The organism is Butyrivibrio sp. INlla16, assembly GCF_900104155.1.
Classification (GTDB): Bacteria; Bacillota; Clostridia; order Lachnospirales; family Lachnospiraceae; genus Butyrivibrio.
This window is the reverse complement of the sequence record NZ_FMYB01000020.1, coordinates 64,367-81,267: the sequence shown is the minus strand read 5'-3', so window position 1 is coordinate 81,267 and position 16,901 is coordinate 64,367. Positions and strand designations below refer to the sequence as shown.

Here is a 16,901-nt window from a genome sequence, read left to right as displayed (position 1 = left end):
GATTTTTCAATACCTACAACGAATAATCTGTCGGAAAGATCACTCAGAGGAATCAAAACCAAAATGAAGGTATCAGGTCAGTTTGCATCTACTGATACCGCGGATAATTACGCCCTTATAAGGACATATATCGAAACATGCCGTCGTAACGGGATAAATGAAATAGAAGCTCTGTCCAGGCTATGCAATGGTAAACCTTATACTGTGGAGGAAATCTTCTCTTCACAGAAATAATCATACTGAAACTTAATAGCGAATCAGCGTGCTGATTAAGTACGCTGATTTGTCATGTCCAAAAGTATTTAGACCGTGAATAGTAACACTCACTTCACACTGCTTTAATATGCGTTGTCAACTTGGCGTAATCAGGAATAAAATTATCTTATGAAAAATGGCAATTGCACCTTCACTAACAACAGCATCAACCAAACCCTCGAAAATAAGAAGCGTCAGAAGCACTCACGTCTTCCCTTGATTATTCTCGCTCTTTTTCTGATAATAGGTCTTTGTTTGGGTTATAGGATGATGCAGAGCGACACTTCCGGGATTTTCTCTCTTCCGCCGAATGTTATCTTTTCTCTGAGATCCACAAATGGAAAGGTACTAAATTATGATGTCTCCTTCGTTCCCGAAGAACGTGATGAAATTTTCGTACTATATCAGAATCTCAGCGACGCAGATAAAAATGTTTACAACCTTTTCATGGACCTTGTAGAGAACAGGTCTGCGGAAAAATATGTAAGTGCAATTATTTTCTCAAAAGATACGCTGGAGGAGTTTGGAGAAGATCGTCTCCTTTGGGATATCTACTATGCAATGTGTTATGACCACCCGGAATATTTCTTTCTTTTTACGGATACCAGTGCTGTAGATTACAGAACGTTAGAAATGCGAAACCACATAATTTATTTCATTAAAATAGAAGTGGTGGATCCTTCAGAGAATAAACAGATAGCAGCGTTTGAAGAAGCTGCTGCAGACTTTTTAGAAGATATAGATTTAACAGGAACAGATGAAGAAATAGAGCTTGCCATTCATGACAAGCTCATTGATGTTGTTACCTACGATGATCCAATTTTGAATGATACTGATGAGACCTGGGATCTTGGTCACACAGCGTATGGCGCGCTCGTGTGCGATTCTGAGGGGCGTCCAAACCATGCCGTCTGCGGAGGTTACTCCTTTGCTTTTGAATACCTTCTGCACCGGGCAGGAATCCCCTGTGGTTATGTGACCGGCGCCGCACACTCAATACCATCGTCGGAGTACGACACTGACACTCACGCATGGAACGCCGTCCAGATCTCCGGCAAGTGGTACGAAGTAGATTCCACCTGGAATGATATAGCATACGATGTATCGGAAGATCCGCAGTTCTACAACGCTCTTCTTTCCGATGATGAGAAAGTTTTTAATGTATGCCATCACTATTACAACCGAACGACTGCCGAGATGCAGAATCTGGAAGCAACTGATGACACACTTTTTTGCATAGAAGGTTACGAGCCCTACAACGCCGTGTATGACACCTCACATATACGAGCAGGTCTGTCAGACCACGAATCGGACCAGTTGGATATATTCCTTAATTCTCTCATTCCGATAGCGGAATGATATCACAGCTGGTATATCCTCTCTCTGAATTCCTTTGCAATGGATTCGTATTCCTCTTTGGAATACTCATTCTGCGTGCTTATCGTTTTCAGATATTCCTCGCAGATTTCGTTTGCTTTCTCCTTCTCTCCGGCCTTGTCGTATGCGATCACGAGGTTGTAATAATACTTCTTCCAGAAGTGTTTCATATCATCAGTCGTATATTCCGGAATCGTCGAATACGCCTCGATGACCTTCCTGCACCACTCAAGATTCCGCAGCGCCTCATCAGTTTTGCCCCAGTACGCATAGTTTTCCAACATGCATTTGAACTGTCTAAGCAGGATAGCGCACAGCATCTTATTGGTCGCTGTAAAATTATCCTTCATCTCCTCAAAGCCATGCTCAAAGAACATGAGCTCAGAATATAGCAGTTCCCTGATGCTTGTCATATTAAGGCTCGGCAACACATTGATATGCTCTCTGGCATTTTCAAAATCTTTCCTGTGAATATATATCCAGGCCAGCGCACAATGAGCTTTTTCAACGAGTTTCCTACAGTCGGAATATCTGATTATGTTTACACCCTTCTTTATTCCGTCTTCCAGGATATCATTTGCTCTCTCGGGGTTGTCAGACAGCAGTCCCTCCATATCAATGTAATAGCTAAGTCCTGCCACCTGCTGAACATACAATAGATTTATGTCAAAATTCATCGGATTTCTGCTGACTTCACCCGCAAGATACTCCGTCCTTTTCAAAGCGCTTCCCCCGGTATCGGAGATATCATACATATCCTCAACTTTGTTCCTGACAGTCTCCACAAGGTAATCATCTTTGTCAGCGGCATTATATCCAAGCAGCATATCGGTTGTGACATTGAGTGCCCGTGCAATCGGCACAACCATCGAGATGTCCGGCAGCCCCGCTTCCGACTCCCACCTGCTTACTGCCTGAGGTGTAACTCCAAGCATCCCCGCCAGTTCTTCCTGTGTAAATCCTTTGTTTTTTCTAAAGTTCCTGATATTTGAACCCAAATTGTTTTTCATGTTTTTCCCTTTCCCGATTATTTTCATCAACCGTCCAAACTTGCTGTTTCTCGGAAAATGTCTGCAGAATCATCTTCTGTACTTAGAATACAGAACAGCTCACAACTTATCAAACAATGGATACTTGAGAAAAAATCAATTATATAGGTTAAACAACGACAGCTGCCCGTCAATCCAACTCTTCTGCTCAACGGTATGAACCTCATCCTCCGGTCTGATATTGCCGATAAGGAGCGGCGAGTCCGGATCGTGATTGGCGTTATTTTTCATAACCGTCTCCGCGTCGTAGTTTGCGTAGCAATAGCGGCACATGTGAAGGCAGGTGTTGTACATGCCGATATCGTTTCCCAGGAAGCACGCGCAGGTATTTCTGGCGTTTTTCACCTTGGGGAAGACCATCGTATTGTGGACAGCCTTTTCATAGATGGGCTGTGTCATGCAGCCGCTGCAATCGGCGCCGAATACTTCAAGTTCGTTCCCCTCACTGCAGGGGCGAAGTGTCATACCGTGCTCTCTTGCTATCTTCGCCATGCGTTCGCCCAGATACAAGCGATCCGCTTTTTCAAGTGGCTTTGCCTCCGGAAAATTCTTTTTCACTTTCTGGTATATGTCGATGAAGCTTATCACACAGTTTTCTGTGTAGCCGTCAAGCGCAGCTGCAATCTCAGAGAACTTCGTAAGATGATAATCCCTTGTATATTTTTCATCCAGGAAAATAGGGTCATATCTCCATCCCATGGAGTCTACTCCCGCAAATTCAGAGAGTCTTTTGAAGGTATCTATAACCTCGTGAATCTCCGGGACATTTGGCTCAACATCTTTTCCATAACCGGTGATAGTAACATACCAGTACATCCCGTAGGGTCTAAGGAGATCAAGATACTTCAGCATCGGCGCGGGATTCTTGGAGCAAAAGCTTATGAGATCCACCACCGACGGATGCAATATGAATTTGGTGACATAAGTCATGTTGTAGGGATTTCGCACGTATACATATCCCTCTTTCAGCCTGTTTGCAAACCAGTCTGCATAAAAAGCCGGGATGTCCGTGCGCGAACCTGTCTGAATTATCATTATTGTATCTTCCTAATATTCTGCGGTAGCCCTTTAACTACAGATTATCATCGGCTCCCCATAGCACTGCAGTCCGCCGCGGAATACTTCCACATCGCTGCCGTCTATGAGGTTCTTGTAAATCCCGTCTGGAAGCGGCACGCGGACGTTTGAGGTCTGTGCCTTAAGTGCGAACACACCTACAGCCTTCTTCTCACCATGTGTGAGGGTTGCAACTACTGTATCATTCTCGGATGCTTTGCAATCAAATATTCCGTCTGCGAAAATCGCATCCTTTTTAATAAAGCTGAGGGTGCGTATGAAATCGGTCATATCTATACCGTCTTCAGGTCTAAGTGAAATCGTATCCTTATCAAAGAGGCTTGGCAGGTGGGATGCACCAAACTCCTGGCCCGCGTAGATGAACGGGATTCCCTTCTGGAAGAACAGGAACGCAGTAAAATTCCTGAGCGACTTTTCATCGGGAATCAGGAAATGCGCTCTGGTCTGATCGTGGTTTTCAAGGAAATGGAGCTTAATATAATTCGCGGGATAGATGACCTCCTGGCGATTAAGTCCCTCAAGGTAGTCCTTCAGCTCCTTCTCACCGCATAAGTATCCTGCAAGACTTGGATATACGTCGTAGTCATAGCTAAGATCGAAGGCTCTGAAAATCTCACCGTCGCTGAGCGCAGTTATGCCGCAGCCCCTGAGGTAAGTCAAAAAGGAATATTCCACCGACTCAGCAAGCCAGATGCAGTCGGGGCAGACCTGTGCCACCTCTTTTCTTGCCCTCTCCCAGAATTCTATCGGAACCATCGGCGCCACGTCGCAGCGGAAGCCGTCGACGATTTTCGCCCAGTACATCAGCGTCTCTATCTGGTAATCCCAGAGCTGCTCATTGGTGTAGTCGAGATCTATGATGTCGCTCCAGTCGCCCACATGATTGCCAAAGGAGCCGTCCTCTTTATGGAAAAACCACTCGGGGTGCTCTTTTGCCAGAACAGAATCAGGTGACGTGTGATTATAGACAACGTCGATGATGCACTTCATTCCCTTCTTATGGATTGCATCCACGAGGCTCTTAAAATCCTCCAGCGTTCCGAACTCCGGATTCACCGCGCGATAATCGCTGATCGCATAGGGTGATCCGAGTGAACCCTTCCTTGCCTTTTCTCCGATAGGATGAATCGGCATCAGGTAAATTATGTCTGTGCCAAGCGACTTGATACGGTCAAGATCCGCTTCCACCTGTGCAAAGGTTCCCTCCTTGCTGTAATTACGAACAAAAATCTGATAAAGCACTGAATTTCTGAGACTTTTTGAAGTATTTGAAGCCATTATGTATCCCCCTGTTCTTTCCATTCAGCTACGCATTCAAAGCGTCTAAGCTGAACTCACATATATCGAATTCACATAAATCAATTATACAAGATTCATCTGTCAAATGTGTTATTATTACTATATTAAAATGTATTGTTTTGTTGGGGAGTATTCAATGAAGATCAAGATCAAATCCAAGAGCTACGCGGAGGTCTCCGCGCTAAGTCCATACAAGAACAAGAAGCCTTGCAGGCAGACTGCCTTCTGGAAGTTTCTTATGAAAACAGTATCCAAAAAGGATCTCGAGGATTGCCGTTTTTCCTATACTTCAGAGGGCATGGAGAAGCTCGGAAAAGACGAGCCCTGCCTGATTCTGATGAACCATTCATCGAGCACTGACCTTGAGATTGCTGCTACGATTTTCGCAGACAGGCCGTTTCATATCGTAACGACGCTCGACGGCTTTGTGGGAAAAGAGTGGCTTCTTAGGCGTCTGGGATGCATTCCTGCCCGCAAGTTTATCACGGATCTTCCGCTCGTGAAGGATATGATGTACTGCTTCAAAGATCTGAAGGAGTCTGTCCTCATGTACCCTGAGGCTAGCTACAGCTTCGACGGCACAGCAACGGGCCTTCCTTCGAGCATCGGCAAAAGTCTGAAACTCTTCAAAGTGCCTGTTATCATGGTTACTACCACCGGCGCTTTTCATCGTGATCCTCTATATAACGGACTGCAAAAGCGCGATGTGAAGGTCACAGCCAAGGTGAAGTATCTGCTCTCACCTTCTGAAATCGAGAGCATGAGTGCCGGCGAATTGGGCGACATTATAAAAAAAGAGTTTTCCTTCGACCACTGGCGCTGGCAGCGTGAAAACGGCATCAAAATCGATGAATCTTTCAGGGCCGATGGTCTTGAGAGAGTTCTTTTCAGGTGCCCTGTCTGCGGAAAAGAACGCGTTTTGAAAGGAAGCGGAGCCTCGCTTGTCTGCAGCTCATGCCATACGAACTGGGAGCTTTCTGAAAGCGGCGAACTTAATTGCAAAACTCCCGGCGTAACTATGCCGAAGGGAAACTACGATTTTTCATATGTTTCAGATTGGTACAGGTGGGAACGCGATTGCATAAAAAAGGAAGTCACAGATGGCAGATACTATCTAGACATTCCCGTAGACATCATTGTTGTGAAAGATACCAACGCGGCTTACCGCGTCGGAGAGGGACGTCTTATACATAACAAGAACGGCTTCTCCCTCACAGGCTGCGGCGGAGAGCTTGACTATCAGCAGTCTGCAAAGATTTCCTATTCGCTCTATGCAGACTATTACTGGTATGAAATCGGTGACATGATCAGCATCGGCAACATGAACGAGCAGTACTACTGCTTCCCCAAGGATAAGAGCATCAATGTGGCCAAGGTGCGCCTTGCCGTAGAAGAAATATATAAATTGAACATTCCTCAGAATGTGAAGTCTGCGAGTGCGGCGATTTAATCGCAAATGGCATGTCGGCGAGTTCTGCGATAACCATTGTCGTAATATCGTTATTTTTAGAACATGATTCTAAAATCTCTTATTATCCCGAAGCACTCTCTGACCATGTTGTTGGGGAGATACCACGGTCTCGTGTACGCCGCGATTCCGCATATCTCCTCATCACACATTGACGTTGCAAGGTGTACACCTCTGAAAACATGGAAGTTGTTCGTAACTATCCCGATTTTCAGATCTTTTTCCAAAGCCTCATCTCCGATCATTTCCAGTGAGTAGGCTATGTTCTCTGTTGTATCAACAGCCTCGGTCTCTGCAATAACCCGGTTTTCCGGGATTCCCAGCGATATCAGGTAATCCCTTCCGCCTTCGCCCTCGCTTACAGGCTCGTTCGCAGCCTGCGCTCCCGAGACAATACATATCGTGCCCGGATTTTTTTCAAGATAATGGCGCGCAGCATCAAGTCTGTATTTGAATATGATGCTGGGTCCAAAGTCCCTCATCTGAGCACCAAGGACGATGATGTAATCAAGGTTTTCTTCTCCCTTGTCATTAAAATGGCTTAGTATCATGCCCTCGCAGATAATAAATATCAAGACTCCTATAGCAATTACTGAAGTCATAACAATCCGCAACGCTTTGGGGATTTTGTTCCACCGCTCTTTTCCTGATACAAACCAGAGAAATGCAAAAAATGCTGCGCCGGCAAGCCATATTACAAAAGAAAAAGTCCCGCTTGCTACCAGATAAATGCTCACGGAATATATGAGACAAATTGCTGTCAAAGTAAGGAAAATAATTCTGATAAAAGTGTTCTTCTTAGTCATAGTTTTTATGTAAATCTTTCATGTTTAGTAAATTAATAATTCGCAAGAAATACGCTTACTTGCACGCTTTTACAAATAGGAAATCAGGCTTGTGATAAAGGTCATAGTACTCGGGATATTTCTGTACGATCTCCTCCGTCGCATGTGGTTCCTCTATCCTGAGAATCTTAAATCCGGCGTCAGCAAGAGTATTTATTGTAGTTGAAAACATTCTGTGATATCTCTGAATTCCTTCAACAAACCAGGTTGATTCATAGCTTTTCTCAACGCAGTAATTTGCTATATTGGCATAGATCTTCGTCCCGTTTTCATCGCAGGTCCATCTGCTAAAGGTTCCCTGATAGCATGTGTTAATCGGATGCTCCTGTGAAAAGAGGAAGATTCCTCCGTCGCTCAGTAGCCTATAAACATTCGCTACAACTCCTTGGAAATCCTCAACATAATGAAATGCCAGCGAACTTATCACAACGTCGAATTCCCCGTCGATAGTTTCTATATCTTCCATCGGCATTTTTATATATGTAATCCGGGGATCGCTGTTTTGGCTCTTCGCCACGGCAAGCATTTTTTCCGAAATATCTATTCCCGTAACCTGAATCGCCCCGCGATTTAGATAGTCGATGCAGCGCTCACCGGTTCCGCATCCAAGGTCAAGAACCCTTTTGCCTTCAAGATCAGGCATAAGCGTGTAAAGCGTTGGTATCTCAAACAGATTGTTGGCGTTCACCTCGCGCTCTCGAAGTTTACTGTACTCATTGAAGAATGTTTCATTGTCGTAGATATTTTGTTTTGCCATTTAAACCTCCGTGCTTAGAACCGTATAGAGTAGAAGGCGGTTTCCCACTCATTACAGTCTATCACAATTATAAACAGAATACCCGGATACACTGATCTGAGCCCATTCTACACTTAATTATTCACTTGTTTTTCTAAAGTGATGAATGTATTATATGTGGTATAGTTTTTGTACCAAGTATATAGTTTGAATTTGATTGAATAAAGGAATAAATATCATGAGAAAAAAAGAAAACAAAGAGCTCTTATGTGAAGATATAGCAGGAAAAGGTTGTGGCCTAAAAAAGGTTATCGATACCGTTGGCGGCAAGTGGAAGATCATGATCCTCTGCGTCATCGATAAAAACGAGGTTGTCAGATACGGAGAATTAAATCGTTCTATCCACGGAATCACTAACACAATGCTGGCCAATTCCCTAAAGGAGCTTGAGGCGGACGGCCTCGTTGAGAGAAAGCAATATGATGAGATGCCAGTTCGGGTTGAGTACAACCTCACCCCAAAAACAAAAAGCCTCATCCCCATCCTTCTTGACCTGAAGAAATGGGGAGAGGAGAATTTGTAGTTTGGAATGGTTACCGCTACTAAACGGTGCTTAATACAATTGATATATATGATAAGCATAAAATGATAAAGCAGCAGATGCCAGCCAGATTACAAAAAATGCGATAATTTGCACCGCCTTATTCATTTTTCCCGGTGAGAAATGGATCATCTTGTTATTAATCTCGATAACAAGATAACATACCGCAATTACTATTATTCCGATGGCAAAATGCACCAAAGAAGCAGGCAGCAGACTCCCCCTGGTTGCAATAAGCAGTATACCCCACACGTATAATATGATGTCACTGATGCAATAGTAAGCGTTTATATGCTTAGATAGATGGAAAACGATAGTCGGTACTTTTATTTTTTGTAAAGTCACCAGCTTGTACATGGCAGCAAAAGTAATCAGAGTATCCAGACATACAGCCAAGGCGTCTGTAGCTAATACAGGTTCATCTTCCGGAACGTACTTTGGCATAAACGGAAATGGGACTGTAAACCGAAGCGCAAAGTAAACTACTACAATTGGGATACAAATGAACAATACACGTTTTGACAGAATTGTTTTATCAATAATACGTCTATAATATCCACCCACCAGATAACCAAAGGCAACGAATACAAAATGTGTACACAGCGGAAATAGAGCGTTATCAGTCAAAAAAAATAAGTTAATGAGCTTGTTTATCCAAAAATCTTTAGGAGTCCCGATTATTGAATAAAATGGTACCATGAGAAAGTTGAGTATAATTCCTATTAAAAAAATCACTCCATCGCCAAGCTTTAACATTTTGAGCAGAGCCATTAAGATAAATGCAAGACCGGCAAAAGTGATGATGTCACTATCTATTACCCCCAACATGTATGGGATGAAGTTCTGATTCCCTGTTGCCTTATAAGCTATCAGCCCCGGAATACCTGCACGTAGAAGATTCAAAACCTGACCGATCGTAAGCAATAAAATACCACGATAAAGATTACTTGAGGCATCCTGTTTTTGGGAGTAGCGCATACCGATTCCCATGCATATCATGAATGTGCCTGCCCCCCAAAAAGCCTGCACCATACCCAAGCAATCCGGTTATAATACCATGATAACCTCCTGAACTCGCCATATATGCATGAATTAAAATCATTAAAACAATACAAATAGCCTTCGAAATGTCAATTTCAGGTTGTCTGCCAGGATTTACTGTTTTATCTGAGAAATATTTCAATCTTATCCCTCCTTACCAAGTACAGCCTTTTTCCTTCCTAAAAAGACCTTTATCTTTTCATTATTATAGCAGCCTGACTTCCGCGGTTACCGCCGGTATATCTGTGAGACCAGTATTTATGCGGCATACACATGGTACAGTCTTCGATGATATCAATATTTTTTTCGGACAGACCGGTATTAAGCATGCTTCTCTTTACTACACCTTTCAGGTCAAGCATAAATTTCCCGTTATCTTTTCGGTTATATAGATCGGCGGCATTGGCTTCCAGCAGCCGGTTTACTTCCTCAATAACTTCCTCTCCAACTTCGAAACAGCATCTGCCTATAGCAGGACCTATGCATGCCTTGATATGGTCCTTCCTGGCGCCAAGGCTTAACATTTTGTTTACTGCTTCTCTCTCGATGTCCTGTACAGTACTGCGCCATCCACTGTGTACCGCAGCAACGACACCTGCCTCATCATCCGCCATCAAGAGCGGGATACAGTCCGCGATAAAAATAACCAGCGGTACACCTGACTCGGCAGTTACATACCCGTCAGCCTGAAAAAGCTCATCATACCCGTAGGGCTTTCTCGCATGCTCTTTTCCTACTATCATCACGTTATTCCCATGCACCTGCTGCCCGCAGACAAACTCCTCAGCTTCTATGCCACAGGATTTCAGAAATCTATGATAATTCTCTTTAACATTCTCAGGATCATCACCCCTGTTCATGCCCAGATTGAGTGATTCAAATATCCCTTCACTCACCCCTCCGGTTCTTGTTGAAAAACCGTGAGGATATGATATTATTGATGATTTTATTGTATTTATCTCTGACATATTATTTCCCCAATTCATGTAAGCTCTCTCGTTTTCTATAAGAAACAGGTTCGTATTTACCAATAAGTAAAACGAACCTGTTTTTGGCTAATTATTTAATTGATGAAGCTCTGGGAGTCATGACTATTTGGTAATTATCCAAAATATTTCTCCTTCAAAGCTACAAAAGCATCATCAAATGGAATCAGGTCAGCGCCTTCCTCGATTTCTTTTTCAGATATAGCTATTGATTCATCAATTGAAGCGTCGAGACTGCTAGCAGGGATCTGCTCAAGAAGCTCTAAAGCTCTTTCTCTATTACTCATATAACAAAATCCTTTCTATTCCAGTAGTCCCCACCACCTGTATAGACAATAATATTATATCATTTTTATATTGCTAAACATAGTTATAATGAGCAATTTGTACCGACGGCCAATTCTATGTCTGTGCCTATATCACGCAGCATAATAATATACACCCCGTTATATAGAAGTATTCATATACTTAAATACAAAAACGCTTAACTTTAGTAGTTAAGCGTTTCTAATGAGACACGTGGGAATCGAACGCGATTAGGCAAATGTCTTAAACGCTTACAGAAAGGAGCTTCGCGCATCATCCCTTTCATTTTGGTAACCAGTATGGTAACCAATCTTACAATGTCTCACATATTATAGATTACACTAATACTGTACCTTTTTTGTACTACCGATTGACAAATTCAGGGGATACATGGGATTATACCATTTGTTGGACAAATTTAATATTTTCCTATAAAAGGGAGTAGCTACAGAGTAAACACTCTGTGTTCAGGTTCGACTAAGGAACGTCGATTCGTTCCCGGCCTGTCCGAAGCTTAGGATGACAGCGAGACTTTTATAAAGGATATTGCACTTGCAATTCCTTTATAAAAGTCTTTTTTATTAACACGAAATAAGAAGAGAGGATCAGAAATGCTAGACAGAATAATCAGAACCAAGATCAGACAATATCACAACCACCTTTTTATTGGATTCATCATTTTTATTTCTCTATTAATTCGCATTTCATTACTTGGTCATAACGATATACGGTCAGATTACAATGACTTCCTGATTCCATGGTGCGACTTCTATAGGAGAGTTGGCATTGTCAAAGGATTACGTGATGGAGTCGGAAATTATTACATTCCTTACAATGTTTTCCTTGCTATGATCTCACAAACAAGGCTTCCGTATTGGCTTCCTCTCGGGCTCCTATCAATTACATTCGAATACCTGTCAGTTTTCTGCTTATACAAAATTCTGGCACTAACAAAAGGTACTCTCAGTTCACCACTGAGGATGTTGGCTTCATTAACTATACTGTTTGTTCCTGTTTCTTTTCTAAATTCATCATTGTGGAAACAGTGCGACTCAATCTATACATTCTTCTTGCTAGCCGCCGTTCTGTATATTTTACGGGAAAACTACACACTCGCCATGATCATGCTGTCCATAAGCTTTGTTTTCAAACAGCAGGCAATTTTCTTTTTTCCATTCTTCATCATGGTATATCTGATAAAAGACAGATTTCATATCTACAATATAATATTTTTCCCTTTGATCTACCTTATAGCAGGACTTCCGGCTATCATCTGTGGAAGAGAGGCAATGGAAGTTTATACCATCTACCAGTACCAGCTTCAGGGTAATCTCGAGATGTACAGCGGACTCCCCAACATCAGTGTATTAGGTCTGATCGATTATGATTCTCTGTTCCATGCAATGATACTGACTACCATCATAATATTCACTTATACAGCGTATTTCATATATCACAATGCTTCAGTGATCGATAAGAATATGCTGATCAGTCTATCTATTTGGTGCGTTTATACCTGTTGTATGTTCCTGCCCACCATGCATGAACGCTATGATTATTATGTGGTTCTGTACCTGACTGTATATGCCATCGTCTACAACCGCAAAATGATTCCTTCAGCTCTCCTCATCAACATAGTTTCGGTGATAAACTATACCACATATTTCTTTGGTGAAGACGCTGTAATGATCAGCATGAATTTCATAGCTCCCTGTTATATGGCAGCATATCTCTGGTTCACATACTGTTGCTACAGATCTGTATCTCTAAAGAAGAAAAGCAGAAAACTCTGATACATTAGTAAACGGCATTAGAAATGTTGGTAACATTTCTAATGCCGTTTAAAATAATTACCGATAGACTTGCTCATTGATCATCTCAACATGTCTGTCCCAGGATTCATAGCCATTCTGACCTCTCCTGTCTGGAATATCGAATCTCTCTTTGATCTCATGTCCCAGAAATTCGGTAAATTTGCATGAGCCCAGATAGTTCAGATGAGAGGCGTCATTGAAATCAGTGCTGAAGTTCAGCCCCATATCCTGATAATTATAATTTGTGCTGATGAAGCTGACGTCATACTGCTCAGCAATTTCCTTTATCCTGTTGTAAACGGTCTCATCTTCGCTTATTGTAATGTATGGTGAAACCATCAGGAAAAGATCTATATCGTGAGCTCTGGTATATTCAATTATCTTCATCAGATAGAGCTCACTTTTGGCGGTGAAACCTCCGCTTCTCGTTTCATTAAGCTCCGGTTCCGGCTGAACACTTACATTCATATATGGTGTATAGCCTTTAAATGCTTCCAGGTCGTCCTTTTTCAATTGTTGAATAACATCCGGAATCTGAACAGATTTGTATTCAGAGTGCCATGCGGAAATAGATGGAAAATAATCCCCGTAACGATCCGGTTCACATGCATCATGAAGCATCTGAAGCTTGGTCAGCGAAAACCTCATCCCATATACATTATCTCCCAGCCAGTTATACTGATAATCATCCTTGAACCTGGCAGGTGAGTACAGATCAATAACAACCAGTCCCGGATTCTGATACTTGCAGAACTCCTGGAGATAATAATAGGTAATCCATAAAGGCTGCTCAGCTGCACTATAGTCATATCCCGCAATTCCAAAACGTTCCCACAGATATGCTGTATTGATATCGCAATGTACATGGCTCGATCCCAGAAATGCTACATCCACAGTATTCTTTGGCTGAGAATAAAATGCTCTTGCCTGAACCACACCATGCTCAGTTTTAAAGTTCAGTATCCTGTCTGCCATAGAATATGCACAGCAGAATGCGAATATCATACATATGGTTATTATCAGTTTTTTCTTCAAACTCATATCTCATTCTCCATCATGATCAGATATCAGAACTGCATATATATAAGATTGCTGTCAATGTCAGGTCCATAATTTCCAAATATGAGAGTTATCACTACAAAGAACAGACAAAATGCTTCTCGTAAAGTGAAATTCAATGATAGAACCATATCAGGAACACTCTTTTTATGTCTGTTCGCTATTAATTCCAGCAGAATCATGATAATTATCCATGCCATCAGTAGCTTGAATTCACGAGTACTGATTCCCATACCTTCCAGGACCATAAAGAAAATACTAAACACAGGAGTAATAGACACCATATCTTTGATATAGGTAAATGCCAGGCCTGCATCACCTATTCTGAAGAATATCCATGCAAAAGACACTCCAATAAAAGTCAAAATCCTGACCAGTACCCTGCTGACAGGATATCTGTCTGTATATCTGTGTGTCAAAACATAAATCACATTGTATAAGGCATGAAGTCCGCCCCATATGAGAAATCCGGTTCCTACACCATGCCAGATACCACTGAGCATAAAAACTATTATCAGATTCAGTATTTTTCTCAGCTGTCCCTTACGGCTGCCGCCAAGCGGGATATATACATAATCTCTGAAAAAATTACTAAGAGACACATGCCATCGCCTCCAGAAGTCAGATATATTAGCTGCCAGATAGGGATTTCTGAAGTTCTCAGTCAATCTCAATCCAAATAGCAGAGATATGCCAAACGCCGCATAGGAATAACCGGCGAAATCCGCATATATCTGCAATGTGTAGAAAAGACTTGCAACAGCCATCCATACACTACCGCAGGCATCGTGGTGTTCAAAAACAAAATCGGTATAGGCAGCCAGATTATCAGCAATAGCTACCTTGAGAAACGCTCCCCAGGAAATGTATACCAGTGCCTCAACAAGCACGTCTATATCGAACAGCCGGACTTCCTTAAGCCGGTCAAGCTGAGGAAAAAAGCTGCTCCCTCTCTCTATAGGTCCGCTGATAAATTTGGGGCACCATGTCATGAAGAGAGCGAACTTGAAGATGTTTTTCTCAACTTTCACATCTCCTCTTCGGATGTCTATCAGATAACTGATCGATGAAAAAATATAAAAGGAAAAACCAATCGGAACCAGAAGTCCCGGAATATACTTAAAGAAAAGAAGCGAACAAGCTGATGCTAAAGAACCGATAACGCATACAGCACCGCATAGTTTCTGATAACCCTTCTCTTTACAGAAACCTGCTATCAATCCTGCAAAGTATACACAGATCGTAACTGTGAGAAGTATCACAGCAGCATCAGGCGATAGATGATAAATATAGATAATGCTTCCTGCGAACATTATAGGTATTCTCAGGAACTCTTTGGCAACTCCTATCAATACGAACATAACGGCTATATAGACGAACGAAAAAAATGATATCTGCATACTTACCTTCCTTTTAATAAAAAAGAGACCTTTACAAAAGCGGTATAAACCACTCTTGTAAAAGTCTCGCTGTCATCCGAAGCTTCGGACAGGCCGGGAACAATCTCTCTTGTCCCTTAGTCGAACCTGAACACAGGAAGATTTCCTGTAGCTACTCCCTCTTACTCGATAACAATACCATTAATATTACATTTTAACAACTGCGCAGCAGGTGCGCGATTCTGGACGAGTGAACAGAAACAATATAATAGTCCATGCTACGCTTCTTTATACTCTATGAAATATTTTAGCAGCAATTATTCTACATCTGCAGTTTTAAGGACTCTACCTACGGAAGCGGCCTTCCCTTTTAGAGTTCTAAAACGCAAGCCAGAACATATACAATCCTATAAGCAAGATTGCAACTCCCATCAATATTTTGAGAGCAGATGAAAGCTTTTTGTATTTTTCATTTTCATTTATATTCTTTACAAATCCCATTGACGTTCCTGCAACGATCAATATCGGAATCAAAATTTTAAAAACAAGTGAACTCTTACTCTTCAAACGCATTTCCTCCTATCAGTTTTTCACATAATAAGCGGCTGTATGATGTTGAAGAAGTATCCCACCAGAATGATACCAACCACGCATATCCCGATGAAAATACCCAGGAGCTTTGGCTTAACAGCCTTTCTGAGCATGATCATTGATGGAAGGGACAAAGTGGTTACAGCCATCATAAATGCAAGGACTGTTCCAAGGAGAGCTCCCTTGCCAAGTAAGGCTTCTGCAATTGGAATAGTACCAAAAATATCTGCATACATCGGTACACCTACAAGGGCTGCAAGAGGTACTCCCAGTGGGTTCTTACTTCCAAGAATTTTCTCAACCCATGCCTCTGGAATCCAGTTGTGGATTACTGCTCCGATACCTACACCCACAAGAATGTATGGAAATACTTTCTTGAAAGTCTCAACAACCTGGTCTTTAGCGAATATCAATCTGTCTTTCTGTGTAAGGTCAGGCGCTGAGATATCTACTCTGCCTGCTCGAAGTGCATTCTTTACTACATCTTCAAGCTCATCCTCAAGGTGCATCCTCTCTATAATAGAGCCGCCGATCACAGCAACTACAAGGCCAAGAACTACATAGATTATTGCTACTCTTGCACCGAAGATAGACATGAGAAGAACTAAGCTTCCCAAATCAACCATAGGTGATGAAATCAAGAATGAAAAGGTAACTCCCAGAGGAAGCCCTGCACTCGTAAACCCTATAAAGATCGGGATTGATGAACAGCTGCAAAATGGTGTTACTGTGCCAAGCAATGCCGCTACAGTATTTGCTCCCAGACCATGAAACCTGCTCATAATCTGTTTACTTTTCTCAGGAGGGAAATAGCTTTGAATATAACTGATGCCAAAAATTAAAATGCACAGCAGTATTGTGATCTTGATCACATCATATATGAAAAACTGAACACTGCCCCCAAGCCTTGTTGTAATATCCAGTCCCAGAACTGAAAGTAGATTTCCTATGACTTTATTAAGCCATTTCATTCCAAGGATTTGATCCTGAATAAACATACCCATTGTCTGTATCCTTT

At 42.1% G+C, this 16,901-nt stretch carries 16 protein-coding genes and 1 pseudogene; 5 read left to right on the top strand and 12 right to left on the bottom strand.

From position 1 onward, the window contains the following. Together BLR42_RS22730 and BLR42_RS11140 are read left to right on the top strand one after the other, a co-directional pair. A pseudogene (locus tag BLR42_RS22730) lies at window positions 1–234 on the top strand (hypothetical protein); the annotation flags it as partial. Window positions 235–384: 150 nt separating this feature from the next. After that, entirely contained in the window at window positions 385–1,614 is a 1,230-nt protein-coding gene (locus BLR42_RS11140; protein ID WP_091869074.1) for a transglutaminase domain-containing protein, read from the top strand. 2 nt (window positions 1,615–1,616) lie between these two features. Here BLR42_RS11140 and BLR42_RS11135 read toward each other — a convergent pair whose 3' ends face one another. The 3 genes from BLR42_RS11135 to BLR42_RS11125 all read right to left on the bottom strand — a co-directional run bounded on the left by BLR42_RS11135 (window position 1,617) and on the right by BLR42_RS11125 (window position 5,036). Continuing rightward, a complete protein-coding gene (locus BLR42_RS11135; RefSeq protein WP_170832739.1) occupies window positions 1,617–2,642 on the bottom strand; it encodes a helix-turn-helix domain-containing protein in 1,026 nt (341 codons plus the stop codon). Between the two features lie 135 nt (window positions 2,643–2,777). Beyond that, a complete protein-coding gene (locus BLR42_RS11130) occupies window positions 2,778–3,716 on the bottom strand; it encodes a DUF1848 domain-containing protein (RefSeq protein WP_091869069.1) in 939 nt (312 codons plus the stop codon). A gap of 33 nt (window positions 3,717–3,749) precedes the next feature. After that, window positions 3,750–5,036: an alpha-amylase family glycosyl hydrolase gene (locus tag BLR42_RS11125; protein ID WP_091869067.1), complete on the bottom strand. Its 1,287-nt coding sequence runs from the start codon at window positions 5,034–5,036 to the stop codon at window positions 3,750–3,752. A 157-nt stretch (window positions 5,037–5,193) separates the two neighbouring features. On the opposite strand from BLR42_RS11125, the gene BLR42_RS11120 reads away from it, so the two are divergent. Continuing rightward, window positions 5,194–6,507 (top strand): 1-acyl-sn-glycerol-3-phosphate acyltransferase, encoded by a 1,314-nt coding sequence (locus BLR42_RS11120; protein ID WP_091869065.1) that lies wholly within the window; start codon window positions 5,194–5,196, stop codon window positions 6,505–6,507. 56 nt (window positions 6,508–6,563) lie between these two features. On the opposite strand, the gene BLR42_RS11115 is transcribed toward BLR42_RS11120, so the two are convergent. Beyond that, window positions 6,564–7,331, bottom strand: a complete 768-nt coding sequence (locus tag BLR42_RS11115) for a YdcF family protein (RefSeq protein WP_091869063.1) — start codon at window positions 7,329–7,331, stop codon at window positions 6,564–6,566. 55 nt (window positions 7,332–7,386) lie between these two features. Continuing rightward, window positions 7,387–8,127 (bottom strand): class I SAM-dependent DNA methyltransferase, encoded by a 741-nt coding sequence (locus tag BLR42_RS11110; protein ID WP_091869060.1) that lies wholly within the window; start codon window positions 8,125–8,127, stop codon window positions 7,387–7,389. 217 nt (window positions 8,128–8,344) lie between these two features. On the opposite strand from BLR42_RS11110, the gene BLR42_RS11105 reads away from it, so the two are divergent. Then, a complete protein-coding gene (locus BLR42_RS11105) occupies window positions 8,345–8,689 on the top strand; it encodes a winged helix-turn-helix transcriptional regulator (RefSeq protein WP_022762520.1) in 345 nt (114 codons plus the stop codon). Between the two features lie 30 nt (window positions 8,690–8,719). On the opposite strand, the gene BLR42_RS11100 is transcribed toward BLR42_RS11105, so the two are convergent. From BLR42_RS11100 to BLR42_RS22720, 3 genes are all read right to left on the bottom strand, one after another. Next, window positions 8,720–9,739, bottom strand: coding sequence for a hypothetical protein (locus tag BLR42_RS11100; protein ID WP_091869058.1), 1,020 nt, complete (start codon window positions 9,737–9,739; stop codon window positions 8,720–8,722). A 200-nt stretch (window positions 9,740–9,939) separates the two neighbouring features. After that, complete coding sequence (gene pgeF, locus BLR42_RS11095) at window positions 9,940–10,716, bottom strand: peptidoglycan editing factor PgeF (protein ID WP_170832736.1); 777 nt, start codon at window positions 10,714–10,716, stop codon at window positions 9,940–9,942. Between the two features lie 134 nt (window positions 10,717–10,850). Next, window positions 10,851–11,021: a hypothetical protein gene (locus tag BLR42_RS22720; RefSeq protein WP_170832735.1), complete on the bottom strand. Its 171-nt coding sequence runs from the start codon at window positions 11,019–11,021 to the stop codon at window positions 10,851–10,853. A 630-nt stretch (window positions 11,022–11,651) separates the two neighbouring features. Between BLR42_RS22720 and BLR42_RS22340 the strand changes: the two genes are divergently transcribed. Next, entirely contained in the window at window positions 11,652–12,833 is a 1,182-nt protein-coding gene (locus BLR42_RS22340; RefSeq protein WP_139165143.1) for a hypothetical protein, read from the top strand. 57 nt (window positions 12,834–12,890) lie between these two features. Here BLR42_RS22340 and BLR42_RS11085 read toward each other — a convergent pair whose 3' ends face one another. The 4 genes from BLR42_RS11085 to BLR42_RS11070 form a co-directional block, all read right to left on the bottom strand. Then, complete coding sequence (locus BLR42_RS11085) at window positions 12,891–13,895, bottom strand: hypothetical protein (RefSeq protein WP_091869051.1); 1,005 nt, start codon at window positions 13,893–13,895, stop codon at window positions 12,891–12,893. Window positions 13,896–13,921: 26 nt separating this feature from the next. Continuing rightward, window positions 13,922–15,313 carry an MBOAT family O-acyltransferase gene (locus BLR42_RS11080; RefSeq protein WP_091869049.1) on the bottom strand — a complete coding sequence of 464 codons (1,392 nt, stop codon included), beginning with the start codon at window positions 15,311–15,313 and terminating at the stop codon, window positions 13,922–13,924. A gap of 357 nt (window positions 15,314–15,670) precedes the next feature. Continuing rightward, window positions 15,671–15,859: a hypothetical protein gene (locus BLR42_RS11075; protein WP_091869046.1), complete on the bottom strand. Its 189-nt coding sequence runs from the start codon at window positions 15,857–15,859 to the stop codon at window positions 15,671–15,673. A gap of 23 nt (window positions 15,860–15,882) precedes the next feature. Then, a complete protein-coding gene (locus BLR42_RS11070) occupies window positions 15,883–16,887 on the bottom strand; it encodes a permease (protein ID WP_091869044.1) in 1,005 nt (334 codons plus the stop codon). Between the last annotated feature and the right edge of the window lie 14 nt (window positions 16,888–16,901).